The 23,291-nt window shown below is 57.2% G+C and carries 22 protein-coding genes and 1 tRNA gene; 9 read left to right on the top strand and 14 right to left on the bottom strand.

Going from position 1 to position 23,291, the window contains the following annotated elements; all coding sequences use genetic code 11:
* Positions 1–457: 457 nt before the first annotated feature.
* Genes AC13DE_RS18770 through purC form a run of 5 tightly spaced genes read right to left on the bottom strand, consistent with a single transcriptional unit; the run spans position 458 to position 5,306 of the window.
* On the bottom strand, positions 458–1,792 hold the full coding sequence (locus AC13DE_RS18770; protein ID WP_446298199.1) for a sigma-54-dependent transcriptional regulator: 1,335 nt from the start codon (positions 1,790–1,792) through the stop codon (positions 458–460).
* Between the two features lie 3 nt (positions 1,793–1,795).
* A complete protein-coding gene (locus AC13DE_RS18765) occupies positions 1,796–3,556 on the bottom strand; it encodes a sensor histidine kinase (protein ID WP_483048691.1) in 1,761 nt (586 codons plus the stop codon).
* Positions 3,557–3,594: 38 nt separating this feature from the next.
* Positions 3,595–4,263, bottom strand: a complete 669-nt coding sequence (gene purQ, locus AC13DE_RS18760; RefSeq protein ID WP_446298201.1) for a phosphoribosylformylglycinamidine synthase subunit PurQ — start codon at positions 4,261–4,263, stop codon at positions 3,595–3,597.
* The gene (purS, locus tag AC13DE_RS18755; protein WP_446298202.1) at positions 4,263–4,493 is read right to left on the bottom strand and encodes a phosphoribosylformylglycinamidine synthase subunit PurS; all 231 of its coding nucleotides are present in this window, start codon (positions 4,491–4,493) and stop codon (positions 4,263–4,265) included. The genes purQ and purS overlap by 1 nt, the downstream gene beginning before the upstream one ends.
* Before the next feature lie 51 nt (positions 4,494–4,544).
* Positions 4,545–5,306 (bottom strand): phosphoribosylaminoimidazolesuccinocarboxamide synthase, encoded by a 762-nt coding sequence (purC, locus tag AC13DE_RS18750; RefSeq protein WP_483048690.1) that lies wholly within the window; start codon positions 5,304–5,306, stop codon positions 4,545–4,547.
* A gap of 217 nt (positions 5,307–5,523) precedes the next feature.
* On the opposite strand from purC, the gene bmt reads away from it, so the two are divergent.
* Positions 5,524–6,537, top strand: coding sequence for a betaine--homocysteine S-methyltransferase (bmt, locus tag AC13DE_RS18745; protein ID WP_446313667.1), 1,014 nt, complete (start codon positions 5,524–5,526; stop codon positions 6,535–6,537).
* A gap of 8 nt (positions 6,538–6,545) precedes the next feature.
* Here bmt and AC13DE_RS18740 read toward each other — a convergent pair whose 3' ends face one another.
* The gene (locus AC13DE_RS18740; protein ID WP_483048689.1) at positions 6,546–7,625 is read right to left on the bottom strand and encodes a PA0069 family radical SAM protein; all 1,080 of its coding nucleotides are present in this window, start codon (positions 7,623–7,625) and stop codon (positions 6,546–6,548) included.
* 202 nt (positions 7,626–7,827) lie between these two features.
* Here AC13DE_RS18740 and AC13DE_RS18735 point away from each other — a divergent pair, with 202 nt between their 5' ends.
* On the top strand, positions 7,828–8,526 hold the full coding sequence (locus AC13DE_RS18735; protein WP_446298206.1) for a corrinoid protein: 699 nt from the start codon (positions 7,828–7,830) through the stop codon (positions 8,524–8,526).
* Between the two features lie 63 nt (positions 8,527–8,589).
* Positions 8,590–9,228 (top strand): DUF1638 domain-containing protein, encoded by a 639-nt coding sequence (locus AC13DE_RS18730; protein WP_446313668.1) that lies wholly within the window; start codon positions 8,590–8,592, stop codon positions 9,226–9,228.
* A gap of 57 nt (positions 9,229–9,285) precedes the next feature.
* Here AC13DE_RS18730 and AC13DE_RS18725 read toward each other — a convergent pair whose 3' ends face one another.
* On the bottom strand, positions 9,286–9,705 hold the full coding sequence (locus AC13DE_RS18725) for a SufE family protein (RefSeq protein WP_483048688.1): 420 nt from the start codon (positions 9,703–9,705) through the stop codon (positions 9,286–9,288).
* 120 nt (positions 9,706–9,825) lie between these two features.
* Here AC13DE_RS18725 and AC13DE_RS18720 point away from each other — a divergent pair, with 120 nt between their 5' ends.
* Positions 9,826–10,347: a hypothetical protein gene (locus AC13DE_RS18720; protein ID WP_446298209.1), complete on the top strand. Its 522-nt coding sequence runs from the start codon at positions 9,826–9,828 to the stop codon at positions 10,345–10,347.
* A gap of 65 nt (positions 10,348–10,412) precedes the next feature.
* Here AC13DE_RS18720 and rnd read toward each other — a convergent pair whose 3' ends face one another.
* The 3 genes from rnd to purM form a co-directional block, all read right to left on the bottom strand.
* On the bottom strand, positions 10,413–11,570 hold the full coding sequence (gene rnd, locus AC13DE_RS18715; protein WP_446298210.1) for a ribonuclease D: 1,158 nt from the start codon (positions 11,568–11,570) through the stop codon (positions 10,413–10,415).
* A 73-nt stretch (positions 11,571–11,643) separates the two neighbouring features.
* Positions 11,644–12,240 carry a phosphoribosylglycinamide formyltransferase gene (gene purN / locus AC13DE_RS18710; protein WP_446313670.1) on the bottom strand — a complete coding sequence of 199 codons (597 nt, stop codon included), beginning with the start codon at positions 12,238–12,240 and terminating at the stop codon, positions 11,644–11,646.
* Positions 12,237–13,283 carry a phosphoribosylformylglycinamidine cyclo-ligase gene (purM, locus tag AC13DE_RS18705; protein WP_483048687.1) on the bottom strand — a complete coding sequence of 349 codons (1,047 nt, stop codon included), beginning with the start codon at positions 13,281–13,283 and terminating at the stop codon, positions 12,237–12,239. Before purM ends, purN begins: the two co-directional genes overlap by 4 nt.
* Positions 13,284–13,420: 137 nt before the next feature.
* Between purM and AC13DE_RS18700 the strand changes: the two genes are divergently transcribed.
* A tRNA-Ile gene (locus AC13DE_RS18700) sits at positions 13,421–13,497 on the top strand.
* A 597-nt stretch (positions 13,498–14,094) separates the two neighbouring features.
* Here AC13DE_RS18700 and AC13DE_RS18695 read toward each other — a convergent pair.
* Positions 14,095–15,720 carry a long-chain fatty acid--CoA ligase gene (locus tag AC13DE_RS18695; protein ID WP_483048686.1) on the bottom strand — a complete coding sequence of 542 codons (1,626 nt, stop codon included), beginning with the start codon at positions 15,718–15,720 and terminating at the stop codon, positions 14,095–14,097.
* 88 nt (positions 15,721–15,808) lie between these two features.
* On the opposite strand from AC13DE_RS18695, the gene AC13DE_RS18690 reads away from it, so the two are divergent.
* The 3 genes from AC13DE_RS18690 to AC13DE_RS18680 are packed head-to-tail and all read left to right on the top strand — an operon-like array spanning position 15,809 to position 18,034.
* On the top strand, positions 15,809–16,288 hold the full coding sequence (locus tag AC13DE_RS18690) for an acyl-CoA thioesterase (protein ID WP_483048685.1): 480 nt from the start codon (positions 15,809–15,811) through the stop codon (positions 16,286–16,288).
* Between the two features lie 41 nt (positions 16,289–16,329).
* On the top strand, positions 16,330–16,755 hold the full coding sequence (locus tag AC13DE_RS18685; RefSeq protein ID WP_483048684.1) for a GNAT family N-acetyltransferase: 426 nt from the start codon (positions 16,330–16,332) through the stop codon (positions 16,753–16,755).
* A 22-nt stretch (positions 16,756–16,777) separates the two neighbouring features.
* Positions 16,778–18,034 (top strand): cation:proton antiporter, encoded by a 1,257-nt coding sequence (locus AC13DE_RS18680; protein WP_446313690.1) that lies wholly within the window; start codon positions 16,778–16,780, stop codon positions 18,032–18,034.
* A gap of 85 nt (positions 18,035–18,119) precedes the next feature.
* Here the strand turns inward: AC13DE_RS18680 and pgi are convergent, their stop codons facing one another.
* From pgi to zwf, 3 genes are read right to left on the bottom strand one after another with little or no spacing between them, the layout of a single operon-like run.
* Positions 18,120–19,709 carry a glucose-6-phosphate isomerase gene (pgi, locus tag AC13DE_RS18675; protein WP_483048683.1) on the bottom strand — a complete coding sequence of 530 codons (1,590 nt, stop codon included), beginning with the start codon at positions 19,707–19,709 and terminating at the stop codon, positions 18,120–18,122.
* On the bottom strand, positions 19,706–20,377 hold the full coding sequence (pgl, locus tag AC13DE_RS18670; RefSeq protein WP_483048682.1) for a 6-phosphogluconolactonase: 672 nt from the start codon (positions 20,375–20,377) through the stop codon (positions 19,706–19,708). The genes pgi and pgl overlap by 4 nt, the downstream gene beginning before the upstream one ends.
* On the bottom strand, positions 20,374–21,843 hold the full coding sequence (gene zwf, locus AC13DE_RS18665) for a glucose-6-phosphate dehydrogenase (RefSeq protein ID WP_446306467.1): 1,470 nt from the start codon (positions 21,841–21,843) through the stop codon (positions 20,374–20,376). Before zwf ends, pgl begins: the two co-directional genes overlap by 4 nt.
* 175 nt (positions 21,844–22,018) lie before the next feature.
* Here zwf and AC13DE_RS18660 point away from each other — a divergent pair, with 175 nt between their 5' ends.
* Positions 22,019–22,966: a radical SAM protein gene (locus tag AC13DE_RS18660; RefSeq protein ID WP_483048681.1), complete on the top strand. Its 948-nt coding sequence runs from the start codon at positions 22,019–22,021 to the stop codon at positions 22,964–22,966.
* Positions 22,967–23,291 lie beyond the last annotated feature (325 nt).

The raw sequence follows: 23,291 nt of genomic DNA, 5'->3' as shown, positions 1-23,291 counted from the left end.
GCGGTTCTTCTCCGACATGGGCACCGCGTAACCGCGCCATCCATGTCCATTAAGGTACTGCGTTTGATCCGGGCTATAGCTCGGTGCAACCGTCAGCGGTTCTTTGGCCTTTTTTAAGGGCCTAATCGGTCTGCCTGGACACCACTTGCGGGTTCTCCGGGGCAGCGAAACTGTCTAGAGGCGTGATACCGGGTCAAAAGACGCGGTACACCCTCCCTCCCAATTAAGGGCAGATACGATCAAATGACAATGGGTAATCGCCATCTGCGCGGTTTGAACGCACAGCCCAGGATTGCAAGGCGTTCGGTGATGACGATCCGGCAACCCGGATTTGTCCATCGTTCCCGCAAATTCCTCCTACGCACGACCAAGACGCCGCGCGATAATCACGTCACCCGAAGGCCACTGCACGACAGGGTCGTGATGCAGTGGCCGTCAAGCTCATCCAGAGGTGCCCTTACAAATAATCCGAGCGTTGCAACGCGTATTTTGCCATTTTCTCGTTCAGCGTCCGCCGCGGCAGGCATAGCTCTTCCATGACACTGGCGATTGAGCCTTTATGGCGGCGCATCGTATTATCGATCAGCATGCGCTCGAACGCCTCGACGTATTCCTTCAAAGGCTTGCCGTCTGTCGTCATCACAGGCTGCATTTCCTCGTGGTCCGACATCAGCAACGATGCGATGGACCCCGATCCACGCCGCGATTGCAGCACCGCCCGTTCCGCCACATTAATAAGTTGACGAACGTTGCCCGGCCAAGGAGCCTGCAACAATTGCGCGGCCTCCTGCGCTGATACCTGCGGTGTTTCGCAGCCGTATTCGTCGGCAAATTCTTCGCTCAGGCGCGTGAACAGCACCAGTATGTCTTCGCCGCGCTGACGCAGTGGCGGCACGGTAATGCGCAACGCAGCCAGACGGTAAAACAAATCCGACCGCAAAGCATCCTCTGACGTGCGCCCGGCCTCTTGCAGGTTGGATATGGCCACAATCCGGGTTTCGGCTGGCGTGCCCTGCTCGTTGATCGCGCTCAACAAGCGCGCTTGCAGGGTTTCGCTAAGCGCCTCGATCCCTTCGAGTACCAGCGTGCCTCCCCGCGCCTCTTCGATCGCGGGCAATTGTGCGTCTTCGGGCATCATCGGTCCAAACAACCGCTTGCTCAACGCGTCCTCTTCCAGTGCCCCGCAACTGACAAGGACGAATTTCTTGCCCGCCCGCGACCCGACAGCATGAAGCGCGTGCGCCACCAGGGTCTTGCCCGTCCCGGTTTCCCCGTCAATCAGCACGTGACCATCCGCCTGGCCCAGATCCAGAATATCCTCGCGAAGACGTTCCATCACCGGAGAACCGCCAATCAGCTTTTTCATAAGCTGGTTGCCGTCTGACAATTCCCGGCGTAACGCGCGGTTATCCATGACCAGACGCCGCGCATTGGTTGCCTTTTTGGCAAGCTCGCTCATCCGGTCCGGGTTGAACGGCTTTTCCAGAAAGTCAAACGCGCCGACGCGCATCGCCTCGACTGCCATCGGAACGTCGCCGTGACCGGTGATCATGATGACGGGCAAGGCGCTATCGGTCCCCATGAGCTTTTTGAGGAATTGCATGCCGTCCATCCCCGGCATTTTGATGTCCGATATGACGATACCCGGGTAATCGGGCCCCAGGCTCTTCAGGGCATCTTCGGCACTGCCAAAGGTTTCCGTGTCATAGCCCGAAAGCGCCAACCACTGGCTTATTGACTGACGCATGTCTTTTTCGTCATCAACGATTGCGATCTTCATTGCCTGAGCCATTTTCTATTCCGCCGCCTGTGAATTTTCCGCGCTGTCCATAATGGGCAGCTGCATCTCAAAAACCGCGCCGCCATTCTGGCCATTGCGCGCTGTCAGCCTGCCACCCAGATCGGTCACGATGCCCGACGATATGGCAAGCCCCAACCCGACACCATCACCGGGTTGCTTGGTGGTATAAAACGGTTCGAACAGCGCATCGAGATCTTCGATACCCGGGCCGTTGTCACGCACTGTCAACGTCGCCGTTTCTCCCGCCGATAGAATAATATCCACCTTTGGGTTACGTTCTGATTTGGTGGCATCAATCGCATTGCGCAAGAGGTTCACCAAAACCTGTTCAATCCGCATCCTGTCCCCCATCACCTGAACCGGCGCAGCCGGCAGGATCCGATTTATCTGTACCTGACGTTGACGTAGCTGCGGTTCCATCATTGACAAGGCAGACGCCAGCGCTTCGCCCATATCGAACGGGGAAAATTGCTGCTGCCCCTTGCGGGCATAACTTTTGAGCTGGCGTGTGATAGCACCCATCCGTTCGATCAAATCGTCTATTCGCCCGAACGACGACAGGGCTTCCTCCAGCCGATTGCGCTGCATCAGCAACCGTGCCCCCGCAAGATACGTTTTCATCGCGGCCAACGGTTGGTTCAATTCATGGCTCACCGCCGCAGACATTTCCCCCAAAGCGGCCAACTTGCTGGATTGCTCAAGGGTCTGTTCGGCCACAGCAAGCGTCTGCTGCACCCGTTTACGCTCCGCTATTTCGCGCTGCAACGCGACGTTCAACGCCCGCAACTCTGCCGATTCACGCTGAAACAAAGCTGCCCGGCCCGCAGTGCGCCGGCTGAGCGCATAGAACGTCAACGCGAGAAGAATGGCAAACCCCATCACCTCCAGCGCCAACACCCCGTTCACTTTTTCTCGCACCGATGCATAGGTCGTGTAACTGGTGATCCGCCAGCCCCGAAACGGGATCCGCGACGACAACCGCATCACGGCCTCTCCCCGAAGGTAGGCATCGGGCGGCAAAGCCGTCCAGTCCGCGGTGGCCTTGATCGCGCGCTCGATCGCACTTTGCGGCGTCTGGTTCGACAGGGCCTCGGTCTCGGTCAATCCGCGCCAGCGCGGTTCAGTCGCCATAATGATGTCGCCTGTGCTGTCTGTGACAATCACGGCGTCGGATATCCCCGCCCAGGCACGTTCAAAACGCTGAAGGTCGACCTCGGCCGCGATCACACCCAAGGTGGTGCCGCCTTCCTGAATGCGGCGAGAATAGAAAAACCGGTAGCCTCCGGTGCTTCGCGGTATTACGCTGAACACCGTTGAATTCGACCGGATGGCGTCGACGAAATACGCTTCTTGCCGGTGCGATGCGCCAAGCCGGTTGCGGTCTGTTGCCGCCACGGTGCGCCCGTCAATGTCATACAGCACGAGTGACGCGGCACCTATTTCCTCCACGAACGAAATCAGCCGCTGCGTGGAAAGCGAATAATCCGCTCTCGTCAAAGCTTCGATCAGCGCGGGATCACGCGACAGCAACTGCGGCACGATCGCGTTTTGGCGAAGTTCAGCCAACAGGTTGCCGCTGTACAACGCGATCCGCAATTCCGCCCGATTACGGGTGCTTTCGGTAAAGCGGTCGGTCAGCAGCTTGTTGGTAATGGAAATCGTTGCGATGGCGATAAGCAACAGCAAAGCAACAGCCAGCCGGACACGCCAGCTGACAGAAACTGATTTGGTATTAAAGGTGGCAGACCGGTCCATACCAGTCCAATCTACGCAACCTCACCCGCGCACTCAAGTCACGCCGTGACCAGCGCTCCCGCCAATGCGCGGAAGAGCGCCGTTCCGTCAGTCCCGCCATGCCCCGCGTCAGCGGCCCGTTCGGGGTGGGGCATCATGCCAAGGACACGACGATTTTCCGACAGGATACCTGCGATGTCTGCCTGGGCCCCATTGGGATTCTCGGTGTACTTGAAGGCTACCCTGTCCTCGGCGTGCAGTTGCGCAATGGTTTCGCTATCAGCAAAGTAATTCCCGTCGTGATGGGCAATCGGGATGTTGATCACGGATCCGGCGTCATATCCCGACGTGAAATCGCTGTCAGCGGTCGCCACCTTCAAACCGACGGTCTTGCAAATGTATTTCAACCCGGCATTGCGCAACAATGCCCCGGGCAGCAAACCCGTTTCGGTCAACACCTGAAAACCATTGCAAATTCCCAACACATAGCCGCCGCGCCCCGCATGAGCAGCAACCTCTCGGCAAATCGGGGAATTTGCGGCGATCGCGCCGCAGCGCAAATAATCGCCATAGGAAAATCCACCAGGGACGCCGACGATGTCCACCCCGTCGGGCAGAGCGGTGTCCTTGTGCCAAACCATCGAGACTTTGGCGCCCGCCGCCTCGAATGCCACCGCCAGATCGCGGTCACAGTTAGAGCCGGGAAACACGATGACGGCTGCGTGCATCAGATCATCTCCACGCTATAGGATTCGATAACCGTATTCGCCAGCAGCTTCTCGCACATTGTCTCGACATCAGCTTTGCTGGCGCCTTCGTCCAGATCAAGCTCGATCACCTTGCCCTGACGCACCCCGTTGACGCCGGCAAAGCCCATCGCCCCAAGCGCATGGCGCACCGCTTCACCCTGTGGGTCCAGCACACCATTCTTCAACATTACATGTACCCGTGCCTTCATGGCGCGTCCCCCTGTTTCACTTTGCAAAATAAACTCATATTCCACGCTAGCCTAATTGATCAACGTGGGTTTCATTATCGGTGTCGATGTCTTGGGCATCACGCCCAGACGTCGGGCAACTTCTGTATAGGCATCGGTCAGCGAACCCAGATCGCGGCGGAACACGTCCTTGTCAAGGTGACGCCCGGTTTCGATATCCCACAACCGACAACTGTCGGGGCTGATCTCGTCGGCCACGATCAGTCGCTGGAAATCACCCTCATACACACGCCCGACCTCGATCTTGAAGTCCACCAGACGAATACCGACAGCCATCATCACGCCCGACATGAAGTCGTTCACCCGGAGCGACAGGCTCAGGATATCTTCCATATCCTGCTGACCCGCCCAGCCAAAAGCGGCAATATGTTCCTCGGTGACAAGCGGATCACCCAGATCATTGTTCTTGTAATGATATTCGACAATGGGGCGCGGCAACTGCATGCCCTCTTCAATGCCCAACCGGGCCGACAGCGTGCCCGCCGCATAATTGCGCACGACGATTTCAAGCGGAATAATCTCGGCCTGACGCACCAGTTGTTCCCGCATGTTCAACCGCTTGATGAAATGGGTTGGAACGCCGATATTGTTCAGGCCGGTCATGAAGAACTCGGACAGGCGATTGTTCAACACGCCCTTCCCTTCGATCACGGCCTTCTTCTCTGCATTAAAGGCAGTGGTATCATCCTTGAAATACTGGACAATCGTCCCCGGCTCAGGCCCTTCATACAAAATCTTGGCCTTGCCTTCATAGATTTTAGTGCGACGGGCCATCCACATCCCTTCCAGACAACGGGCCCGCGCGACTATCACCGGCCCTTTGTCGTGTCACATAGTCCAAGCGTCCCCGTCACGCAAGCACACGCCCGCACCGGGCGCACGTCGTGGCGCATCCGTAGGCTTGCCTCATGACGATCATGAGAATAATGAGGTTGTCTCACCTTGGTCATCATGAGATCACGCCCAATCACCCATTTCGCGGAGCTTTTCAATGTCTAACCCTCTCACAGATCTTTTGGCGGAAAAAGGCACGCTTTTGGCTGACGGTGCCACTGGCACAAATTTGTTCAATATGGGGCTGATGTCCGGCGACGCCCCCGAGATGTGGAACACCGACCAACCTCAAAACATCATCAAGCTGTACCGGGGCGCGGTCGAGTCAGGCAGCGACATCTTCCTGACCAATTCGTTTGGCGCAAATGCGTCACGTCTGAAACTGCATAACGCTGAAAAGCGGGCTCACGAGCTGAGCCGCGTTTCGGCCGAACTGGCCCGGGAAGTCGCGGACAAAGCAGGCCGCAAGGTCATCGTCGCGGGCTCTGTCGGCCCCACCGGCGAGATAATGGAACCCGTAGGACCGTTGACCCATGCGCTGGCGGTCGAGATGTTTCACGAGACCGCTGACGGATTGAAAGCGGGCGGTGCCGATGTCGGCTGGCTTGAAACCATCAGCGCTCCCGAAGAATACCGCGCCGCCGCCGAAGGCTTCAAGCTTGCCGGCCTTGATTGGGTTGGCACGATGAGCTTTGACACAGCGGGACGCACCATGATGGGCATGACATCGGAAGCAATGGTGGACATGGTGCATCAACTGGACAACATGCCGTTGGCATACGGGGCCAACTGCGGCACCGGTGCGTCCGATGTGCTGCGCACCGTTTTGGGCTTTGCCTCCAAGGGTAAGCCAACGCCAATCGTTTCCAAAGGCAATGCAGGTATCCCGAAATACCACGAAGGCCACATTCACTATGACGGGACCCCGGAACTGATGGCCGACTACGCCGAGATGGCGCGCAATTGCGGCGCGTCGATCATCGGCGGCTGTTGCGGTACCATGCCAGAGCACCTTGTGCACATGCGCGCCGCCCTCGACAGCCGCCCCAAAAAGGATGCACCCACCCTGGATGAAATAGTCCAGGCGCTCGGGCCGTTTTCGTCCGCCAGCGACGGTACCGACGGCGAAGGCCCGGCACGCACCCCCCGCCGAGGTCGCCGACGGGGCTGACCCCGCGGTCAGAACAAATCCAACTGGGCGCTCGCCACTTTCGGCGGGCGAAACAGATCGCACCGCATGGGTGGCGACAGGGTGGCCAACCCCAGCCTTTTCACTGCCAGCTTGAACCGTTGCTGGATGATCTCGGCATAGGGTCCCTCTCCGCGCATCCGCCTGTGCCACTGGGCGTCGTATTCCTTGCCACCGTGCATCTCGCACAACCGGGCCATGATCCGGCCCGCACGATCAGGATAGTGCTGAGCCAGCCAATCCTGCATCAACTGCGACACCTCTCTTGGCAACCGTAACATGATCCAACTCGCCGTCCGTGCCCCGGCGTCCCGCCCGGCTTCCAGAATCGCTTCCAGTTCCGGGTCAGACAACGCAGGCACCATCGGTGACGCCATCACACGCACGGGAATACCGGCTTGGGACAATGCATGAATGACCTGAAGCCTGCGCTTGGGTGCCGGAACGCGCGGCTCCATCAACCGGGCGAGCTTCGCATCCAGCGTCGTGACCGATATGCCGACCCTCACCAGTCCGCGCTGCGCCATATCCGCCAGAATGTCGATGTCCCTTTCGATCAGGCTGCCCTTCGTCACGATTGCCACCGGATGGTTGGCATCCGACAACACCTGCAACAGGCTGCGCATGATCCGATGCTCTTTCTCGATGGGTTGATAAGGATCGGTGTTGGTCCCGATCGCAATCGGAGCGGCGACATAGCGCTTTGCAGCCAACTCGCGCCGCAGGACGTCCGGGGCATCGGGCCGCGCGATCAGCCGGGTTTCGAAATCCAGCCCCGGCGACATCCCCAGATAGGCATGGCTTGGTCGCGCAAAGCAATAGACGCAGCCGTGTTCGCAGCCCCGATAAGGGTTGATTGACCTGTCGAATGGCAAATCAGGCGATTTGTTATAGGTGATTACGCTGCGCGGCACCTCCAGCCGGACCTCGGTCCGCAGCACCGGAAACGGCTCTGCATCACCGTCCCATCCGTCATCGACAGCCGCAACTGCCAAAGCCTCAAACCGTCCGGCATGATTGCTGGAACAACCCCGTCCGGCCAACTTGTATCTGCGGTGTTCATGATCCATCCGAATCTTTTGGAACAAATTGGGAACATCGTCAAGTATCCCGCGCCAAGCCATTGTTAAGCGCCATAAATGGACTTATCTGACACAAAATATATGCGTCGCACTTGAAGCCGTCCGTGTCGCAAAAAGCACGAAGTTTCCGGTGATTCCATGACAAAAGAACACAGGCCCGCGCGGGCACATTAACCGATGAGGAACGACAATGTCGGAAGAAGACGAAATTATCCTTGCCGATCTGGACGATGAAGAGCTTGTCCAACAGATGTTCGACGATTTGTACGACGGTCTGCGCGAAGAGATCGAAGAAGGCGTCAATATCCTGATCAGCCGAGACTGGGCACCCTACGACGTGCTGACCAAGGCGCTTGTCGGCGGTATGACCATCGTCGGGGCCGACTTTCGTGACGGTATCCTCTTCGTCCCCGAGGTGCTTCTGGCCGCGAATGCGATGAAGGGTGGCATGGCGATCCTTAAACCACTTCTGGCCGAAACCGGGGCACCGCGCGTTGGCAAGATGGTAATCGGAACGGTCAAGGGTGACATTCATGATATCGGAAAAAACCTTGTGTCGATGATGATGGAAGGTGCGGGATTCGAAGTCGTCGATCTGGGCATCAACAATTCCGTCGAGAAATATCTGGAGGCGATGGAGACCGAAGCCCCGGATATTCTCGGAATGTCGGCGCTGTTGACGACGACCATGCCCTATATGAAAGTCGTGATCGATACGATGGTTGAACAGGGGATCCGCGAGGATTACATCGTTCTGGTGGGCGGGGCCCCCCTCAACGAGGAATTTGGCAAAGCCATCGGCGCGGACGCTTACTGCCGCGACGCCGCGGTTGCAGTCGAAACCGCCAAAGAGTGGGTGGGCCGGAAACACAACAGCGCCAAAGCTTAGGCGTGTGGATCTGAATTCAAAGGCCTCTCCCCACCGGAGAGGCCTTTTGTGTTGGAGGAATGAATGAAAACCCTTTCTGACAGCGACCTGACCGAAACCGGGCTACCGCTTGAACGCCACAAGGGGCGTATCCTGCTGATCGCCTGCGGCGCTTTGGCCCGCGAGATCCTAGACCTCAAGGCCGCCAATGGCTGGACGCATCTTGACCTGACCTGCCTGCCCGCCAAGCTTCACCTCTACCCCGAGAAAATTACCCAAGCGGTAATCGACACCGTAACTCTGCATCGTGAAAAATATGACGAATTCTTCGTGGTTTACGCAGACTGCGGGACCGGCGGGCTTCTGGATGCCGCATGTCAAAAACTCGGCGTGCAGATGATCGCGGGTCCGCACTGTTACAGTTTTTTCGAAGGCAACGATCGGTTCTCCGCCACCTCTGAAACTGAAATCACGACTTTTTATCTGACAGATTTCCTAGTACGCCAGTTCAACTCGTTCATCATCAAACCCATGGGTCTGGACAAGCATCCCGAACTGCGCGACATGTATTTCGGCAATTACGAAAAACTCGTCTATCAGGCCCAGACCGACGACCCCGACCTGACCGAAAAGGCAAAGGCCTGTGCGGCCACCTTGGGTCTGACTTTCGAACGACGCTTCACCGGATATGGCGATCTCGAAAACGCGCTCAAGACCCTGTAATTTTCATTTTGCCAAATAAACTCAACTGGCACGACCATTGCACCCGACGCACCGGTGCTATTGGCGCTCACATTCCTGGGCCGCGGTCTCGCGAATGCGCTCTATCATCGCGGTCAGCCCGTTGGAGCGTTGTGCAGAAAGATGCTCGTTTAGACCCAGCCGACCCATCTCCGCACGCGCATCGATTTGCCCCACTTCCCGTGCGGGTAATCCGTTGTACAACTTGCGCAGCACCGCAATCAGCCCCGAAACGATCATCGCATCGCTCGCACCATCAAAATGCAACACCCCGTCATCGAATTGTGCATGCAGCCAAACCTGACTCGCGCAGCCATCCACCTTGGTGGCTGGGACCCGCAACTCTTCCGCTAAAGGGTCCATCGCTTTGCCCAGGTCAATCACATGGCGATAGCGGTCTTCCCATTCCTCGAGAAACTCGAAATCTTCGACCAGTTCTTCAAATGCCTCTGTAGCCACGGCTCAACCCTCTATTCCACTGCCACAGACCTAGGTTGCGTATTGTCAAAGGTCCACCCCCTTCCCAAGGGACGCATGATAGGTTAGTCAAATATCACGGTAATTTCTACGGCGGACCTTATGCGCAAGACCTTCTCAGCCCTTTTGCTATCGACCCTCGTCTTGACGGGTTGCGCCACGGTGCGCGACAGTCGGGTGAACCCGTTCAATTGGTTTGGCAAGGCCCGATCAGAGCCGATTGCCCAAAGTTCAGCCCAAGCCAACCCCCTGATTCCACAGACTTCCAGCATCTTCTCCAGAAAGCGCAACTCCAACGCTGTCTATAACGGTCGCCCCGTCGATCAGATTACCGACCTTACGATCGAACGGGTCCCGGGGGGCATATTGCTGCGCGCAACTGGCTTGGCAGCCCGACAGGGCCTGTATGACGTCCAGTTGGTTCCCCAGAATAAAGACGAACTGCCGGTGGACGGGGTTTTGACCTATCGGTTTGAGGGGGTAGAACCAGCGTCCCAGACCCCTATCGGGGCCGCGGCAACGCGCGAAGTCATTGTCGCCCGCACATTGACCGACCAACAATTGGCCGAGGTTCACACTATCCGCATCGAAGGCCAGCGCAACGCTCTTACTTCCAGCCGGTGACAATCCGTCATATGGCGGCCGAGCCGTCGGAACCGCGCAGCCTCTCGCACAGACTGCGCGCGATGTCAGACTTCTACAACCTTGACGTCGGAACCTTTTGCCGTCAGGGCGATTTCGCCTTTGCACAGGCGCAGCGCGTCTTCCCCGAAGACCTCGTTGCGCCACCCCTTGAGAGCCGGCACATCGCGTAACCCACCGGCGATACCATCAAGATCTGCCGCCGGTGCGATCAACTTGGCAGCGACGCCGGCATTCTCGGACTTTGCCTTGAGCAACACCCTGAGCAAATCTGCCAAAGCGGGGTTAACCTGAAGTTTTTCACGGCTGCGGTCGGGCTGTGGCATATCAGCGGCCGCGCGGTTAACACCTGCGGCCACGGCTTTCAGAATGCCATCGGCAATTTCGCCTTTGCGGGCATCGCGCAGCAACAGCCGCGCACGTCCCAATTCTTCATGGTTTTTCGGCTTGTTGCTTGCAAGCTCTACCATGGCGTCATCCTTATAGACCCGGGAACGCGGAATGTTTCGCGTTTGCGCATATTCTTCGCGAAAGGCGGCAAGCTCTTGCACGACCGCCAGAAATTTCGGGCTGGTCGTGCGGGTTTTGACGCGTTTCCACGCTTCTCGAGGCGGGGTGACATATGTTTCGGGACTGGTCAGATTCTGGATCTCTTCAGCGACCCATCTTTCCCGGCCCGACTGCTCCAGCTTGCGCGACAGGAATTCATAGATCTGGCGCAGATGGGTCACGTCGGCCAGCGCGTATTTAGCCTGCGCCTCGCTTAGGGGACGACGCGACCAGTCGGTGAAACGTGACGTCTTATCAAGCGGTTGATGGGCGATTTTGCGCACGAGGGTCTCGTACCCGACCTGTTCGCCAAAACCGCAGACCATCGCCGCCACCTGCGTATCGAACAACGGTTGGGGAAAGACGCCCGCATCGACAAAGAATATTTCCAGATCCTGCCGGGCCGCGTGGAACACCTTGACCACCGACGCGTCGCGAAACAGCGTATAAAGCGGCTCCAGCGACAGATCGTCCGACAGCGGGTCAACCAGTACAGCACCTGAATCGTCCGTACCCGGCATCGCCAGCTGGATCAGACACAGCTTGGAGTAGTAGGTTCTTTCGCGGAGAAATTCTGTATCGACAGTTACGTAATCATGTTTGGCGGCCTCAAGGCAAAAGGCTTCCAGCGCGTCGGTTGTGGTGATTGTTTTCATGGAACTACTTTGAACAGTGGTTTGCCAAGAGGCAATGAATAAACTCATAAATTCAGCGCCATATGGCACCGCGTCAATTTTCCAGCATCAAAAGCCCGCGATCACCGGCCGCAAATCGCCGCAACACCGCAGGATAAAGCCGATGTTCCTGTATCAATACGCGTTTTGCCAATGCCTCCGGAGTGTCCCCGTTTAACACTGGCACCGTGGCCTGCCCCAGAATCGGACCATCATCCAGGGCCGCCGTCACTTCATGTACGGTACAGCCGTGCATTTTGTCACCCGCGTCAAGGGCCCGTGCATGGGTATGCAAGCCTTTGTAACGCGGCAGCAACGAAGGATGTATATTGATCATCCTGCCCGCCCATGCGTCGGTGAATTCATGTGTCAGCATACGCATGAAACCCGCAAGGCAGATTATGTCTGGCGCGTGCGGTTCAAGTTGCGCCGTCAACTGCGCCTCGAATGCTGTTCGGTTCCCCTTAAAGGGCCTGTGATCCACAACTTCCGTAGGAATCCCACGTTCCTGGGCCCAGGTGATCCCAGTGGATTCAGGGGCATTTGACACGATCACGCAGGGCCGCGCCGGGTGATCCCCGGTCATGTCCTCAACCAGCGCCCGCATGTTTGATCCGCCGCCTGAAAGGAAAATTGCGACCCGTTTGGTCACAGCATCCGCCCTGTATAGGTGATTCCGGCTTCCTGCGTGACCTTACCCATCACGTGAACAGCTTCTCCGGCCTCGGCAAGCAAGTTTTGCAGCGTCTCTGCCTGATCTTCGGCAACGACCAAAATCATCCCTACCCCGCAGTTGAAGGTCTTGAGCATCTCGGCCTCGGAAATACTCCCGGTTTCGGCCATCCATTTAAAAACGCCGGGCAAGTCCCAGGAATCCAGATCTATTTGCGCGCCCATGGTTTCGGGCAAGACACGCGGTAGATTTTCGGTCAGCCCACCGCCGGTAATATGGGCAAGCGCATGAACGCCCCCTGCCCGCACGGCGGCCAATGCGGGTTTCACATACAGCCGCGTCGGCGTCAGCAACACTTGTCCCAGTGATCCATCTGACCACGGGCACTGCGCATCCCAGCCCAAGCCCGACATTTCGACCAGTTTGCGAACCAATGAATATCCATTGGAATGCACCCCATCCGAGGCAAGACCCAGCAGTACATCACCAGGAGCGACATCGCGTGGCAGATCGGCCCCGCGCTCCATCGCGCCGACGGCAAACCCGGCCAGATCGAAGTCGCCCTCGGTGTACATTCCTGGCATCTCGGCGGTTTCTCCCCCGATCAGGGCGCAGCCTGAGCCTTCGCAGCCTTTTGCGATACCTTCGATGATTCTGGCGGCTTGTTCAGTCTCGAGCTTGCCCGTCGCGAAATAGTCGAGAAAGAACAGCGGTTCCGCGCCCTGACAGACCAGATCGTTTACACACATCGCAACCAGATCCACGCCGACACCGTCCACATTGCCGGTATCGATCGCGATTCGCAGTTTGGTACCCACGCCGTCAGTTGCGGCAACCAGGATCGGGTCAACATACCCGGCACCCTTCAGGTCGAATAATGCCCCAAACCCCCCAAGACCGGCCATCACGCCGGGCCTGTTGGTCCGCTTGGCTACGGGCTTGATACGTTCGACCAGTGCATTGCCCGCGTCAATATCAACCCCGGCATCTGCGTAGGTGATTGAATTTTTGGTGTTGGTCATGACACGTCCCCGCCGCCTGTTACCTTTGCGAAAACGGGTTATAGCACCCTGCGCAGGCGTGCAATGCACCTAACAAGGTTCAAGGCTTTTCTATGACTTGACGCCGCCGCCTCGTCCGAATACGAAACCGCCATGGCGGGCCTGTAGCTCAACTGGTTAGAGCAGAGCGCTCATAACGCTTTGGTTGCGGGTTCAAGTCCTGCCGGGCCTACCATTCACCGCCTTTCCTGCCTGATCGACGTTGATACTTCTCTTGGATATCATGAGCTTGTGGTGCGCCGTCTGTGGTTTAGCTCTTAATGCCGGATAGCGTTGGCGTATACCGACGGTAAATTTTTCAACACCTCCAAGCACGCATCCAAAAGCGACAACAGCGTGTAACCTTGGCGCGAAACCGCGCTTAAACTATTGAAATATATTAGTATGAACTTGAGGCCCGCGCGTTCGGAATAGATTTCCACGATCAGAGCATGTCTGCAACTCTCGCACGCGTTTTACCGGCGGGATGAGCCGTAATTGCGCAGATCAGACCCAAGCTGCCCCCCCCCTGTGTGCATCATGAGGTTCAGGTTATTTTCCAAGCGACAACGTGTGCTACGCACGTTTAATCGGCGTTTTGGGTGGCCGAGCCACGATAGGCCCGAAAACGTTGGAGAATCTGCCACCGCAGATGCCGACATTCTGACGGGATGTAGTTTGGCGGATTTGTATGTCGAAAGGGCCTTGAAAACCCTTCCGACAGGACCGACGCGATCTTTTGACTTCTCCGACCCTGGAACGCTCGCAAGCGCGCCCCATGCCGGTATCGGAATTATTTAGCTATGAGGACTTCCCCGAACGCTTCGCGCAGATCGCGTTTGAGAACCTTGCCAGTAGCATTCCGTGGCAGGCTATCGGTGAAAACCACACGATCAGGTATCTGCCATTTCGCGATCTTATCATCGAAAATAGCGAGGATATCTGCCTCGGAAGGATCTTGCCCTTCGGTTTTGACGGCAATCAAAATGGGGCGTTCATCCCATTTTTCGTGACGTGCACCGATCACGGCTGCATCCGAAAGCTGCGGATGTGCGATCGCGATGTTTTCAAGCTCTACCGAACTGATCCATTCGCCGCCCGATTTGATGATATCCTTCGACCGGTCACGAATCGTGACGTATCCGTCGGCGTCCATTGTCGCCACGTCGCCCGTATCGAACCAGCCGTCGCCGGTCAGTGTTTCCTCGCGGGTCTTGCGGAAATAGGAATCGAGTATCCAGTATCCCCTGGTCACCAGATCACCCTGGGTTTTACCATCATGGGCCACGGGGTTGCCTGCCTCGTCGAGAATTTCAAGCTCCACCCCATAGACGGGACGGCCCTGGTTCTCACGCAGCTTGTGCTGTTCGGCTTCCGACAAACTCATATGTTTCGCCAGCGGCTGGTTGATACTGCCGACAGGTGACATTTCAGTCATCCCCCAGGCGTGAATGGTTTCTACGCCATATTTCTCGCGGAACGTGGTCATCATCGAGGGCGGGCATGCCGATCCCCCGACAACGGTGCGCTTCAGGCTGCCAAGGGTGCTGCCGCTTTTGGAGGCCTCGTTCAGAAGGCCGAGCCAGATCGTGGGAACCCCAAGCGCCAGCGTCACCTGATAGGTGTCGATCAGTTTCACCAGCGAAGGGCCATCCAACCCGGGGCCAGGCATAACCATGCGGGCACCTACCATCGCGCAGGCATAAGGGGCACCCCAAGCATTGACATGAAACATCGGCACAACGGGCAGAACCACATCCTTGGCGGCGATACCGATGCTGTCGGCAAGGTTGATTCCAAAGCTGTGCAGAACCGTGGACCGATGGGAATAAAGTACGCCTTTGGGGTTACCCGTTGTGCCGGACGTGTAGCACAGGCTCGAGGCGGTCGCTTCGTCAAGTTCGGGCCAGACAAATGCAGAATCGCCGCTTTCGATCAGATCATCATAAAACTTCAGCCCCGGAAGCTGCGACGCGGCCTCGTCATCCTTGCCTTCCATCAGAACAATGTGTTCGAGATGGTCAAGCTTGTCCCGAATGGCGGCAACAAGCGGTACAAAGGTTTTGTCGATAAACAAAACCTTATCTTCAGCATGGTTCAGGATATAGACAAGCTGTTCGGGAAACAGACGCGGGTTGATGGTGTGACAGACAAACCCGCCCCCTGACACGCCAAAATAAATCTCGAGATGGCGGCGGTTGTTCCAGGCGATTGTGCCGCAACGCGCTTGCGGTTCCAGCCCGAGTTTCGTCAGCGCCGATGCCAAGGCACGGGAATTGGCACCCACCTGCCCCCACGAGGTTTCTTCAATCCCCCCGCCGGTCTTGACGGAATATATCTCGCCGGCCGCATGGTACCGTTGTGCATGTTCGATCAAGCTTGAGATCAACAGCGGTTTATTCATCATTTGGCCAAGCATGGCGCATCCTCCCGATTGTAAGTTGGCTGCAATCTGGACAATACATCCATGTCTTGCAAGCGCTGTAGGAGACACTTACGCAGGGTACATGACAGTTATTTACCACACACCGCTTAGCGCGGACCAGCAACGGGCCGCCGGGTTGTCCGAACCACAGCCTTTGGCGATGGCAGATCAGGTGCGATTCTCTGATCTCGACACCAATAACCACGTGAACAACACGGTCTATTTTGAATGGTTTGAACGTTTGCGCATTCGCTACACCCAACAGCTTGTGGCGCGGGGGCTCTTTGACGTCCCTGGCCCGCGCGTGGTGATCCGGTCCGGTTCGATCAGGTATCTTCACGAACTTTTGGAACGCGAGGATTATATCGTGACGTGTCGATGTACCAGTTTTCGCAACACCTCCTATGGTCTGGCGCAGCAAGTCTGGGTGGAGGGGCAGTTGCGGGCAACTTTTGACTGCGTTTTGGTGATGCTCGACCCGGACGGGAACGGGCGCTATCTTTTGCCCGACAGGCTGAAACGGTATTTTGAAACCAACGAAATGTCCAAGAGCGAAGGCTAAACCTCGAGGAGGGTATTGCATTGTCGATAGCAACAAGAGCCATGACCAAGGATGACCGGCACGCGTGGGAAACGCTTTTTGCGCAATACGCTGCGTTCTACAAAGTAACCCAAACCCAAGAGATGCGAGACATCGTATATTCATGGCTGATGGATCCGGACCATGGCAGCAATTGTATCGTGGCCGAAAACTCCAACGGTACGGTGATCGGGTTCACGCATTTTCGTCCGTTTGTCAGTCAACTGCGCGCCGGAACAAACTGCTTTCTGGATGATTTGTTTGTCGATGTGGCGTTTCGCGGATCGGGAGCGGCACAGGCATTGATCGAGGCGGTCAAGGCGGAAGCCGCGGCAAAAGGTTGGGGCGTGGTGCGCTGGATTACCGCCGAAGACAATTATCGCGGGCGCGACGTTTACGACAAGCTTGCAAAGCGCACGCCCTGGGTAACCTACGACATCAAACTTTAAGTCTATCGCGAGAGCATCACCCATGGCCGTGCTTCAAATCACTTCGTTATTGATCGTACTCGCCGGCGTTTTCGGCGCGATAAACTATCTGTTTCTCAAGCTGCCGTCAGCGATCGGGATCTTGATCGTGGCCTTGGTCACTTCTTTCGGATTGCTGGGCGTGGACTATGTGTGGCCGGGCCTCGGTATTGCGGATTCCGTGCGGGGAATGGTCGCAAGCATTGACTTTTCGGAGACCCTGCTGGAAGGCATGCTGGGCTTGCTGCTGTTTGCCGGGGCGCTTCACGTCAAAACCTCCGACCTGCGGCGTGAATGGCTGGCCGTGCTGCTGATGGCGACACTTGGCGTTGCACTGTCCACCTTCGTCATAGGCGTCGGTTTTTCCTGGCTCACCGGGATGCCGCTGTTGACGGCACTGGTGTTTGGCGCATTGATTTCTCCTACCGATCCGGTGGCTGTTCTGGGCGTTCTCAGAGAAGCCGACCTGCCCAAATCGATTGAAACGAAAATTGCCGGGGAAAGCCTGTTCAACGACGGCGTAGGCTATGTGGTGTTCTTGATCCTTGTCGGGCTTGCGTTTGCCCAACCCGGAGAGCACGCCCAGGAAACCACCTCGTTCCTCGATATGCTGTTGCTGTTTATTCAAGAAGCGGGCGGCGGGGCGTTGCTGGGGCTTGTGCTGGGGTGGCTGACCTTTCGCGTCATGCGTCGTATCGACGATTACGCGCTTGAGGTGCTGTTGACCCTGGGCCTGGCGTTCGGCGGGTACGAGCTGGCGGTTGCGTTGAAAGTGTCCGCACCGATCATGGCGGTGTGCGCCGGTTTGCTTATTGGTGACGTGGGTGCCGCAAAAGGTATGTCCGAGGAAACCAGGAAATATGTCGATGCCTTTTGGCAAATGGTCGATGAAATTCTGAACGCTGTGCTGTTCTTGATGATCGGATTCGAGGTTTTCGCCGTCGCCTTTGACGGTAACATACTGCTGACAGGCATTGCGTCGATCATGCTGGCATTGGCAGGACGTCTGGTTGCCGTCGCCGTGCCGATCAGCATCTTGCGGCCATTCCGAAATTTCGACAGCGGTGTTATCCGGATCATGAGCTGGGGCGGATTGAAAGGCGGCATCTCTGTCGCTTTGGCCCTGTCGCTCCCCGATAGTGAATGGAAGCCGCTGATCCTTACCAGCACCTATATCGTGGTGGTATTTTCGATTGTCGTTCAGGGGCTGACGATAGCCAAGCTGGCCAACCGTGTCGGGCGTCATCCTGATTTGATTTAGGGAACGCGATGAATTCACTTGAGGGCGATGAGGGGCGCTGCCCCTCAAACTCCCCGGAGTTTAGCTGGCAAAATGAAAATGCCCGCTAGTCCGCGTGGCGAGCGATGAAATTGACCAAAGCCGCCGTTGAGCCATCCTTGCCGGTAGGGGGCTGAGCGCCGTCAATCACCGGTTGCAGCGAGGTTGCGAGTTCCTTGCCCAGCTCGACGCCCCATTGGTCGTAGGAGTTGATCCCGAGGATTATCCCTTCGACAAAGACGCGGTGTTCATAAAGTGCGATGATCTGCCCCAACGTGAACGGGTCAAGCAGAGGATATGCCAGCGTTGTCGAGGGCCGGTTTCCCGGAAACACCCGGTGTCGGGCCTGCCGATCAAGTTCTGCGCCTGTCAGCCCGCGCGCTGCCATGAGCGTTGACGCTTCGGACAAGGATCGACCCCGCATCAATGCTTCGGACTGGGCAAGGCAATTTGCGACAAGAAGTTTGTGGTGGTGGGTCAGGTCGGGTTCGTGACCGTTGGCTGCAATAAGGAACTCGCAGGGGATGATCCGCGTGCCTTGGTGAATAAGCTGATAGAACGCATGTTGCCCGTTCGTGCCCGGAGCCCCCCAGACTACCGGGCCGGTGTTGAATGGCGCATCGGTCCCGTCGATCTGCGTGCTTTTTCCGTTCGATTCCATTTCAAGCTGTTGCAGATAGTCAGGCAACAGCCCGAGCCGTTGGTCATATGGCAACACCGCGCGGGTCGCATAGCCACATATCTGATTGTGCCAGATACCGACAACGGCCAGCAACATGGGCAGGTTTTCGCGTGGTGACGCGGCGCAAAAATGCCGATCCATTGATTGCGCGCCGCGTAGAAATGCGTGGAAGCCGCGCGGGCCGATGGCGATCATCAACGACAGGCCGATCGGCCCCCAGACCGAGTAACGACCGCCGACCCAATCTTCAAAACCGAAGACCTGACCGGGGTCTATTCCGAAATCTGCGGTTTTATCCTTGGCTGTGCTAAGAGCTGCCAACTGTCGCGCGGGGTCGCCTCCGTTTTCCATCATCCAGGCGCGGGCCGTGCGCGCGTTGGTCATGGTTTCGATGGTCGTGAACGTCTTGGAGGCGACAATCACAAGGGTCGTGGTTGCATCCAGGCCGCGCAATGTGTCCGAGATATGAGCCCCGTCAACGTTCGATACAAAGTGTGTTCTGGGTCCGTCGTGGTAGGGTGAGAGTGCCCGCACCGCCATTGCCGGCCCGAGATCTGAGCCACCGATGCCGATATTTACCACGTCGGTTATATCGCCCGCCCGAACCCTGTCGGCAAAGCCACGCATGCGGTCCAGCGTATCCAGAACACCCGGCATGACGTCGACGCCCTCTACGGTTACCGGCCCTCCGTCAAGGTTGCGAAGCGCTGTGTGCAGAACCGCGCGGTCTTCGGTCTCGTTTATCTTTTCGCCTGCGAACATCGCATCGCGGCGCGCGGGCACGTTCGCGCTGTCGATCAGCGCCAACAAGGCATCTATCGTGTCGCGGTCAAGGTTGGTTTTGGAAAAATCGAACAGCATGTCGCCGGTCTGCGCGCTGAACTGACTGACACGGTCGGGTATGTCGAACAAGGACAGGATAGAGCGGTCTTGCACCGCGGCCTGCATACGGATCAATTCGTCAAATTTTGTCATGGTGCCCAATGTACTGTCGCCTCGTTCAATACTGCGCCGATGGGGGCCTGAAGGGCCGGCAGGCTTTGCGCCTGTTCCACCGCTGCGCGTTTTTCATCGCCAAAGATCACGAGATGCTTTGACATTGCGCCTTCAAGCACCCTGCGCGACAGGGTGATGCGCCCGATGTCCTGCCCGTCGACATCGATCGGACAGACCGCCGGCGCGTCGGGTACCATCGCGGCCTCCAGCCCGTTTGACCCGGGGAAGAGCGAGGCCGTGTGCATATCCGTACCCATGCCCAGCAACAGCACCGACAAAGGCAGCTGGGTTTCGATTTTGGGGGAGAGCGTCTCAGCCGCTTCGGCCGAGGTCAGACCGTCGATATAGAACGGGGTGAATGACGCGTCGGCCGCGCGCCCGACCAGCAGGCGATCGCGCAACAGCCGGGCGTTCGACATCTCGTGGTCCGATGCGACCCAGCGTTCATCGCTCAGCATGACCTGGACGCGTGCCCAGTCCAGATTGACCCCGCTGAGACTGTCAAAGATCGGCCCCGGGGTTGTCCCCCCCGGTACGGCAAAGCTGACCGTGTCATGGGCCAGCAGGGCGTTCTTCAACTCCCCCGCGATCAGATTGGCAACATCCATCGCGAGGATCTCGCGATCAGCATAGTCTATCAAATTCATGTAGAGTACTCCCGCCACTGTCGCTGGTCACGCCGCATCAGCTCGTTTGCGTCTGTCGGCCCATCCGAACCGCTGTCATAGGGTTTGGGCACGTCATTGCGCGCTTCCCATCCCTGAATGATCGGGTCGGTCCATGCCCACGCGGCCTCCACTTCGTCACCACGCATGAACAAGGTCTGGTTGCCCCGGATGACATCCATGATCAGACGCTCGTAAGCGTCTACCTGTTCAGAGCCTTCCGGCCCCAATGCTTCGGCAAAGGTCATATCCAAGGGCACATCCACCAAACGCATCCCGCCAGGTCCGGGTTCCTTGATTGTCACACCAAGCGTGATGCCTTCGTTCGGTTGCAGACGGATCGACAACACATTGCGGTGGCGGCCGGCGTCTTCGGTAAAAATCGAATGCGGAGTTTCTTTGAACACGACGGTAATTTCGGATGATCGCGTCGCCATCCGTTTGCCGGTGCGCAGATAGAATGGGGTCCCTGCCCACCGCCAATTGCTGATATGGGTTTTCAACGCGACAAAGCTTTCGGTTCGCGACCGCGGGTCACCGACCGCTGTGCGATAGCCGGGTTGCTCGGCCTCGTTACATGGTTCGGCCTGGTATTGACCGCGCGCGATGTGATGCGGCAGCACCGGGTCCAGTGCGCGGATCACCTTGAGCTTTTCATCGCGTACCGCGTCGGGGTCAAACCGCGCGGGCGGCTCCATCGCGATCAGGCACAGCAATTGCATCAGGTGGTTTTGCACCATATCGCGCATGGCACCCGACTTATCATAGTATTCGCCCCTGCCCCCGACGCCGACGGTTTCGGCGACAGTGATCTGGATGTGATCGACATACTGGCTGTTCCAGAGCGGCTCGAAAAGCATATTGCCAAAGCGCACCGCCATCAGGTTTTGCACGGTTTCTTTACCAAGATAGTGGTCAATTCGGTAAATCTGACCCTCGTCGAAATAATTCGCGAGCGTTGCATTCAGCGCCTTGGCAGTTTGCAGATCGCGTCCGAAGGGTTTTTCGACTACGATACGGCTTTGCGCGTCCGCCATACCCCATTGCTGTAATCTTTCGGCAAGATCGCCAAACAGCGAGGGCGACACGGAAAAATAGTATGCTTCAATACGATCCGACCCGGCCATAAGCTGTTGCAGCGCTGCCCATCCGTCTTCGCCCTTGGCGTCGATGGCGACATAGTCCAACCGTTCAAGGAATGCGTCAAGCTGGTGTTTTTCATGCGCGAAGTCCGCGTTGAATTCCGCGATCGCCTCGCGAACCATCTCACGATAGCCGGTTTTGTCCATTTCTGTCCGGGCCGCGCCGATGATCCGGGAAGTGTCGGGCATCTGACCTGCGCAAAAGCGGCGAAACAGGCCCGGCAGGATCTTGCGACGCGCCAGATCACCGGTGCCGCCGAAAATTACCAAGTCGAAAGGATCAACCGGAATGACGCGTGATACCATGGGTAAGCTCCTTGCCGCGACACTACGACGTTTATCTTGCCAAAAACAATGTTAGCGCAAACATACTTATATTTCCGCGTTTCACAAGTGTGTGCACGGCATTACACAGGGTTTTATTGCCACCGACCTTCGCATACATAATTCGATAGATTAAATTAGTAAGGTTTGGTTTCGTATGAAAGATGGTCTTGATGCCAATATCGGCAAATTTCAAAACCCTTTGGTGACTGTCAATGGCGAACGCCGCGCTACCGTCAGCCTGACCAACCCTCAAACCCTTTGGTTCAACACCGGCACATTGTGCAATATCGAATGCGTCAACTGCTATATCGAATCGAGCCCGACAAACGACGCCCTGGTGTATATTTCTGCGGCTGAGGTACGCGACTATCTGGGGCAGATTTCCGAACGAAACTGGCCAGTGACCGAAATTGCATTCACCGGCGGTGAGCCGTTCATGAACCCCCAAATGATAGAGATCTGCGAAGCGTCGCTTGCCGCGGGATACGAGGTGTTGATTCTGACGAACGCCATGCGTCCGATGATGCGTAAATCGGTTCTCGCGGGGCTGACCCGTTTGAACGAAGCCTATCCGGACAAGCTGACCCTGCGGATATCGGTCGATCACTACAAAGCCGAACTGCATGATGCCGAACGCGGTGCCGGTGCATTTGAAAAAACTCTCACGGGCATGCGCTGGCTAAGAGACAACAAGATACGCATGGCGGTGGCGGGCCGATCTGTATTTGGCGACAGCGATGCAGACAGCCGCGCAGGATATAACGCATTTTTCTTGGAGCATGGTTTCGACATTGATGCGAACGACCCCGGAATGACGGTCCTCTTTCCCGAAATGGACCAAAGCGTCGAAGTCCCAGAGATTACTACGGCCTGCTGGGACATCCTGGGAAAGTCGCCGCTAGCCGTCATGTGCTCAAGCTCGCGCATGGTGGTCAAGCGTAAGGGCGCGGAAAAACCTTCGGTCCTTGCCTGTACCTTGCTGCCCTACACGCCGGAATTTGAACTGGGCGATAGCTTGGAAGCCGCCGAAAAGGATGTTGCCCTTAACCACCCCCATTGCGCAAAGTTCTGCGTGTTGGGCGGCGCAAGCTGCTCGGCCTGACAGTTTTCAACCGCGCCTTCGCGTATGGAGACTGCTGGCGTCTGTTCCCCCGGTCCAAGGTTGGTCGGGCCTTAGCCAGCGGAACAGCGGGCTCATCCAAAAGGTTGGGTTCATGGAGTCATCCCGGATATGCGGGATGCATTGTGTATCCGGTTTCTTGACAAACCGCGCCCCGATTTCGTTTTGCCCGTCCGGTCGCCGAGGCATGGCCGAGGTCTCGTAATTAGTGTTGTTTGATATCAAGGGCTTGTCCGATTAACTGCGATCAACGTCCCGTGTAAAGACCACAGGCATTGCACCCGATGTACCCCATCTGCTATATAAA

This window comes from Sulfitobacter sp. L-8, assembly GCF_056859255.1.
This window is presented reverse-complemented; position numbering and strand designations above follow the sequence as displayed.

Bases quoted from the DNA above. Each gene is read 5' to 3' on its own strand.
- AC13DE_RS18730 (WP_446313668.1), top strand. From the start codon at position 8,590: ATGAAAACCCTTTCTGACAGCGACCTGACCGAAACCGGGCTACCGCTT.
- AC13DE_RS18680 (WP_446313690.1), top strand. From the start codon at position 16,778: ATGGCCGTGCTTCAAATCACTTCGTTATTGATCGTACTCGCCGGCGTT.
- bmt (WP_446313667.1), top strand. From the start codon at position 5,524: ATGTCTAACCCTCTCACAGATCTTTTGGCGGAAAAAGGCACGCTTTTG.
- pgi (WP_483048683.1), bottom strand. From the start codon at position 19,709: ATGACAAAATTTGACGAATTGATCCGTATGCAGGCCGCGGTGCAAGAC.
- AC13DE_RS18695 (WP_483048686.1), bottom strand. From the start codon at position 15,720: ATGCTTGGCCAAATGATGAATAAACCGCTGTTGATCTCAAGCTTGATC.
- zwf (WP_446306467.1), bottom strand. From the start codon at position 21,843: ATGGTATCACGCGTCATTCCGGTTGATCCTTTCGACTTGGTAATTTTC.
- purS (WP_446298202.1), bottom strand. From the start codon at position 4,493: ATGAAGGCACGGGTACATGTAATGTTGAAGAATGGTGTGCTGGACCCA.
- AC13DE_RS18685 (WP_483048684.1), top strand. From the start codon at position 16,330: ATGACCAAGGATGACCGGCACGCGTGGGAAACGCTTTTTGCGCAATAC.
- pgl (WP_483048682.1), bottom strand. From the start codon at position 20,377: ATGAATTTGATAGACTATGCTGATCGCGAGATCCTCGCGATGGATGTT.
- AC13DE_RS18765 (WP_483048691.1), bottom strand. From the start codon at position 3,556: ATGGACCGGTCTGCCACCTTTAATACCAAATCAGTTTCTGTCAGCTGG.
- rnd (WP_446298210.1), bottom strand. From the start codon at position 11,570: ATGAAAACAATCACCACAACCGACGCGCTGGAAGCCTTTTGCCTTGAG.
- AC13DE_RS18660 (WP_483048681.1), top strand. From the start codon at position 22,019: ATGAAAGATGGTCTTGATGCCAATATCGGCAAATTTCAAAACCCTTTG.
- purC (WP_483048690.1), bottom strand. From the start codon at position 5,306: ATGGCCCGTCGCACTAAAATCTATGAAGGCAAGGCCAAGATTTTGTAT.
- AC13DE_RS18770 (WP_446298199.1), bottom strand. From the start codon at position 1,792: ATGGCTCAGGCAATGAAGATCGCAATCGTTGATGACGAAAAAGACATG.
- AC13DE_RS18740 (WP_483048689.1), bottom strand. From the start codon at position 7,625: ATGGATCATGAACACCGCAGATACAAGTTGGCCGGACGGGGTTGTTCC.
- AC13DE_RS18735 (WP_446298206.1), top strand. From the start codon at position 7,828: ATGTCGGAAGAAGACGAAATTATCCTTGCCGATCTGGACGATGAAGAG.
- purQ (WP_446298201.1), bottom strand. From the start codon at position 4,263: ATGCACGCAGCCGTCATCGTGTTTCCCGGCTCTAACTGTGACCGCGAT.
- AC13DE_RS18720 (WP_446298209.1), top strand. From the start codon at position 9,826: ATGCGCAAGACCTTCTCAGCCCTTTTGCTATCGACCCTCGTCTTGACG.
- purM (WP_483048687.1), bottom strand. From the start codon at position 13,283: ATGACCAACACCAAAAATTCAATCACCTACGCAGATGCCGGGGTTGAT.
- AC13DE_RS18690 (WP_483048685.1), top strand. From the start codon at position 15,809: ATGACAGTTATTTACCACACACCGCTTAGCGCGGACCAGCAACGGGCC.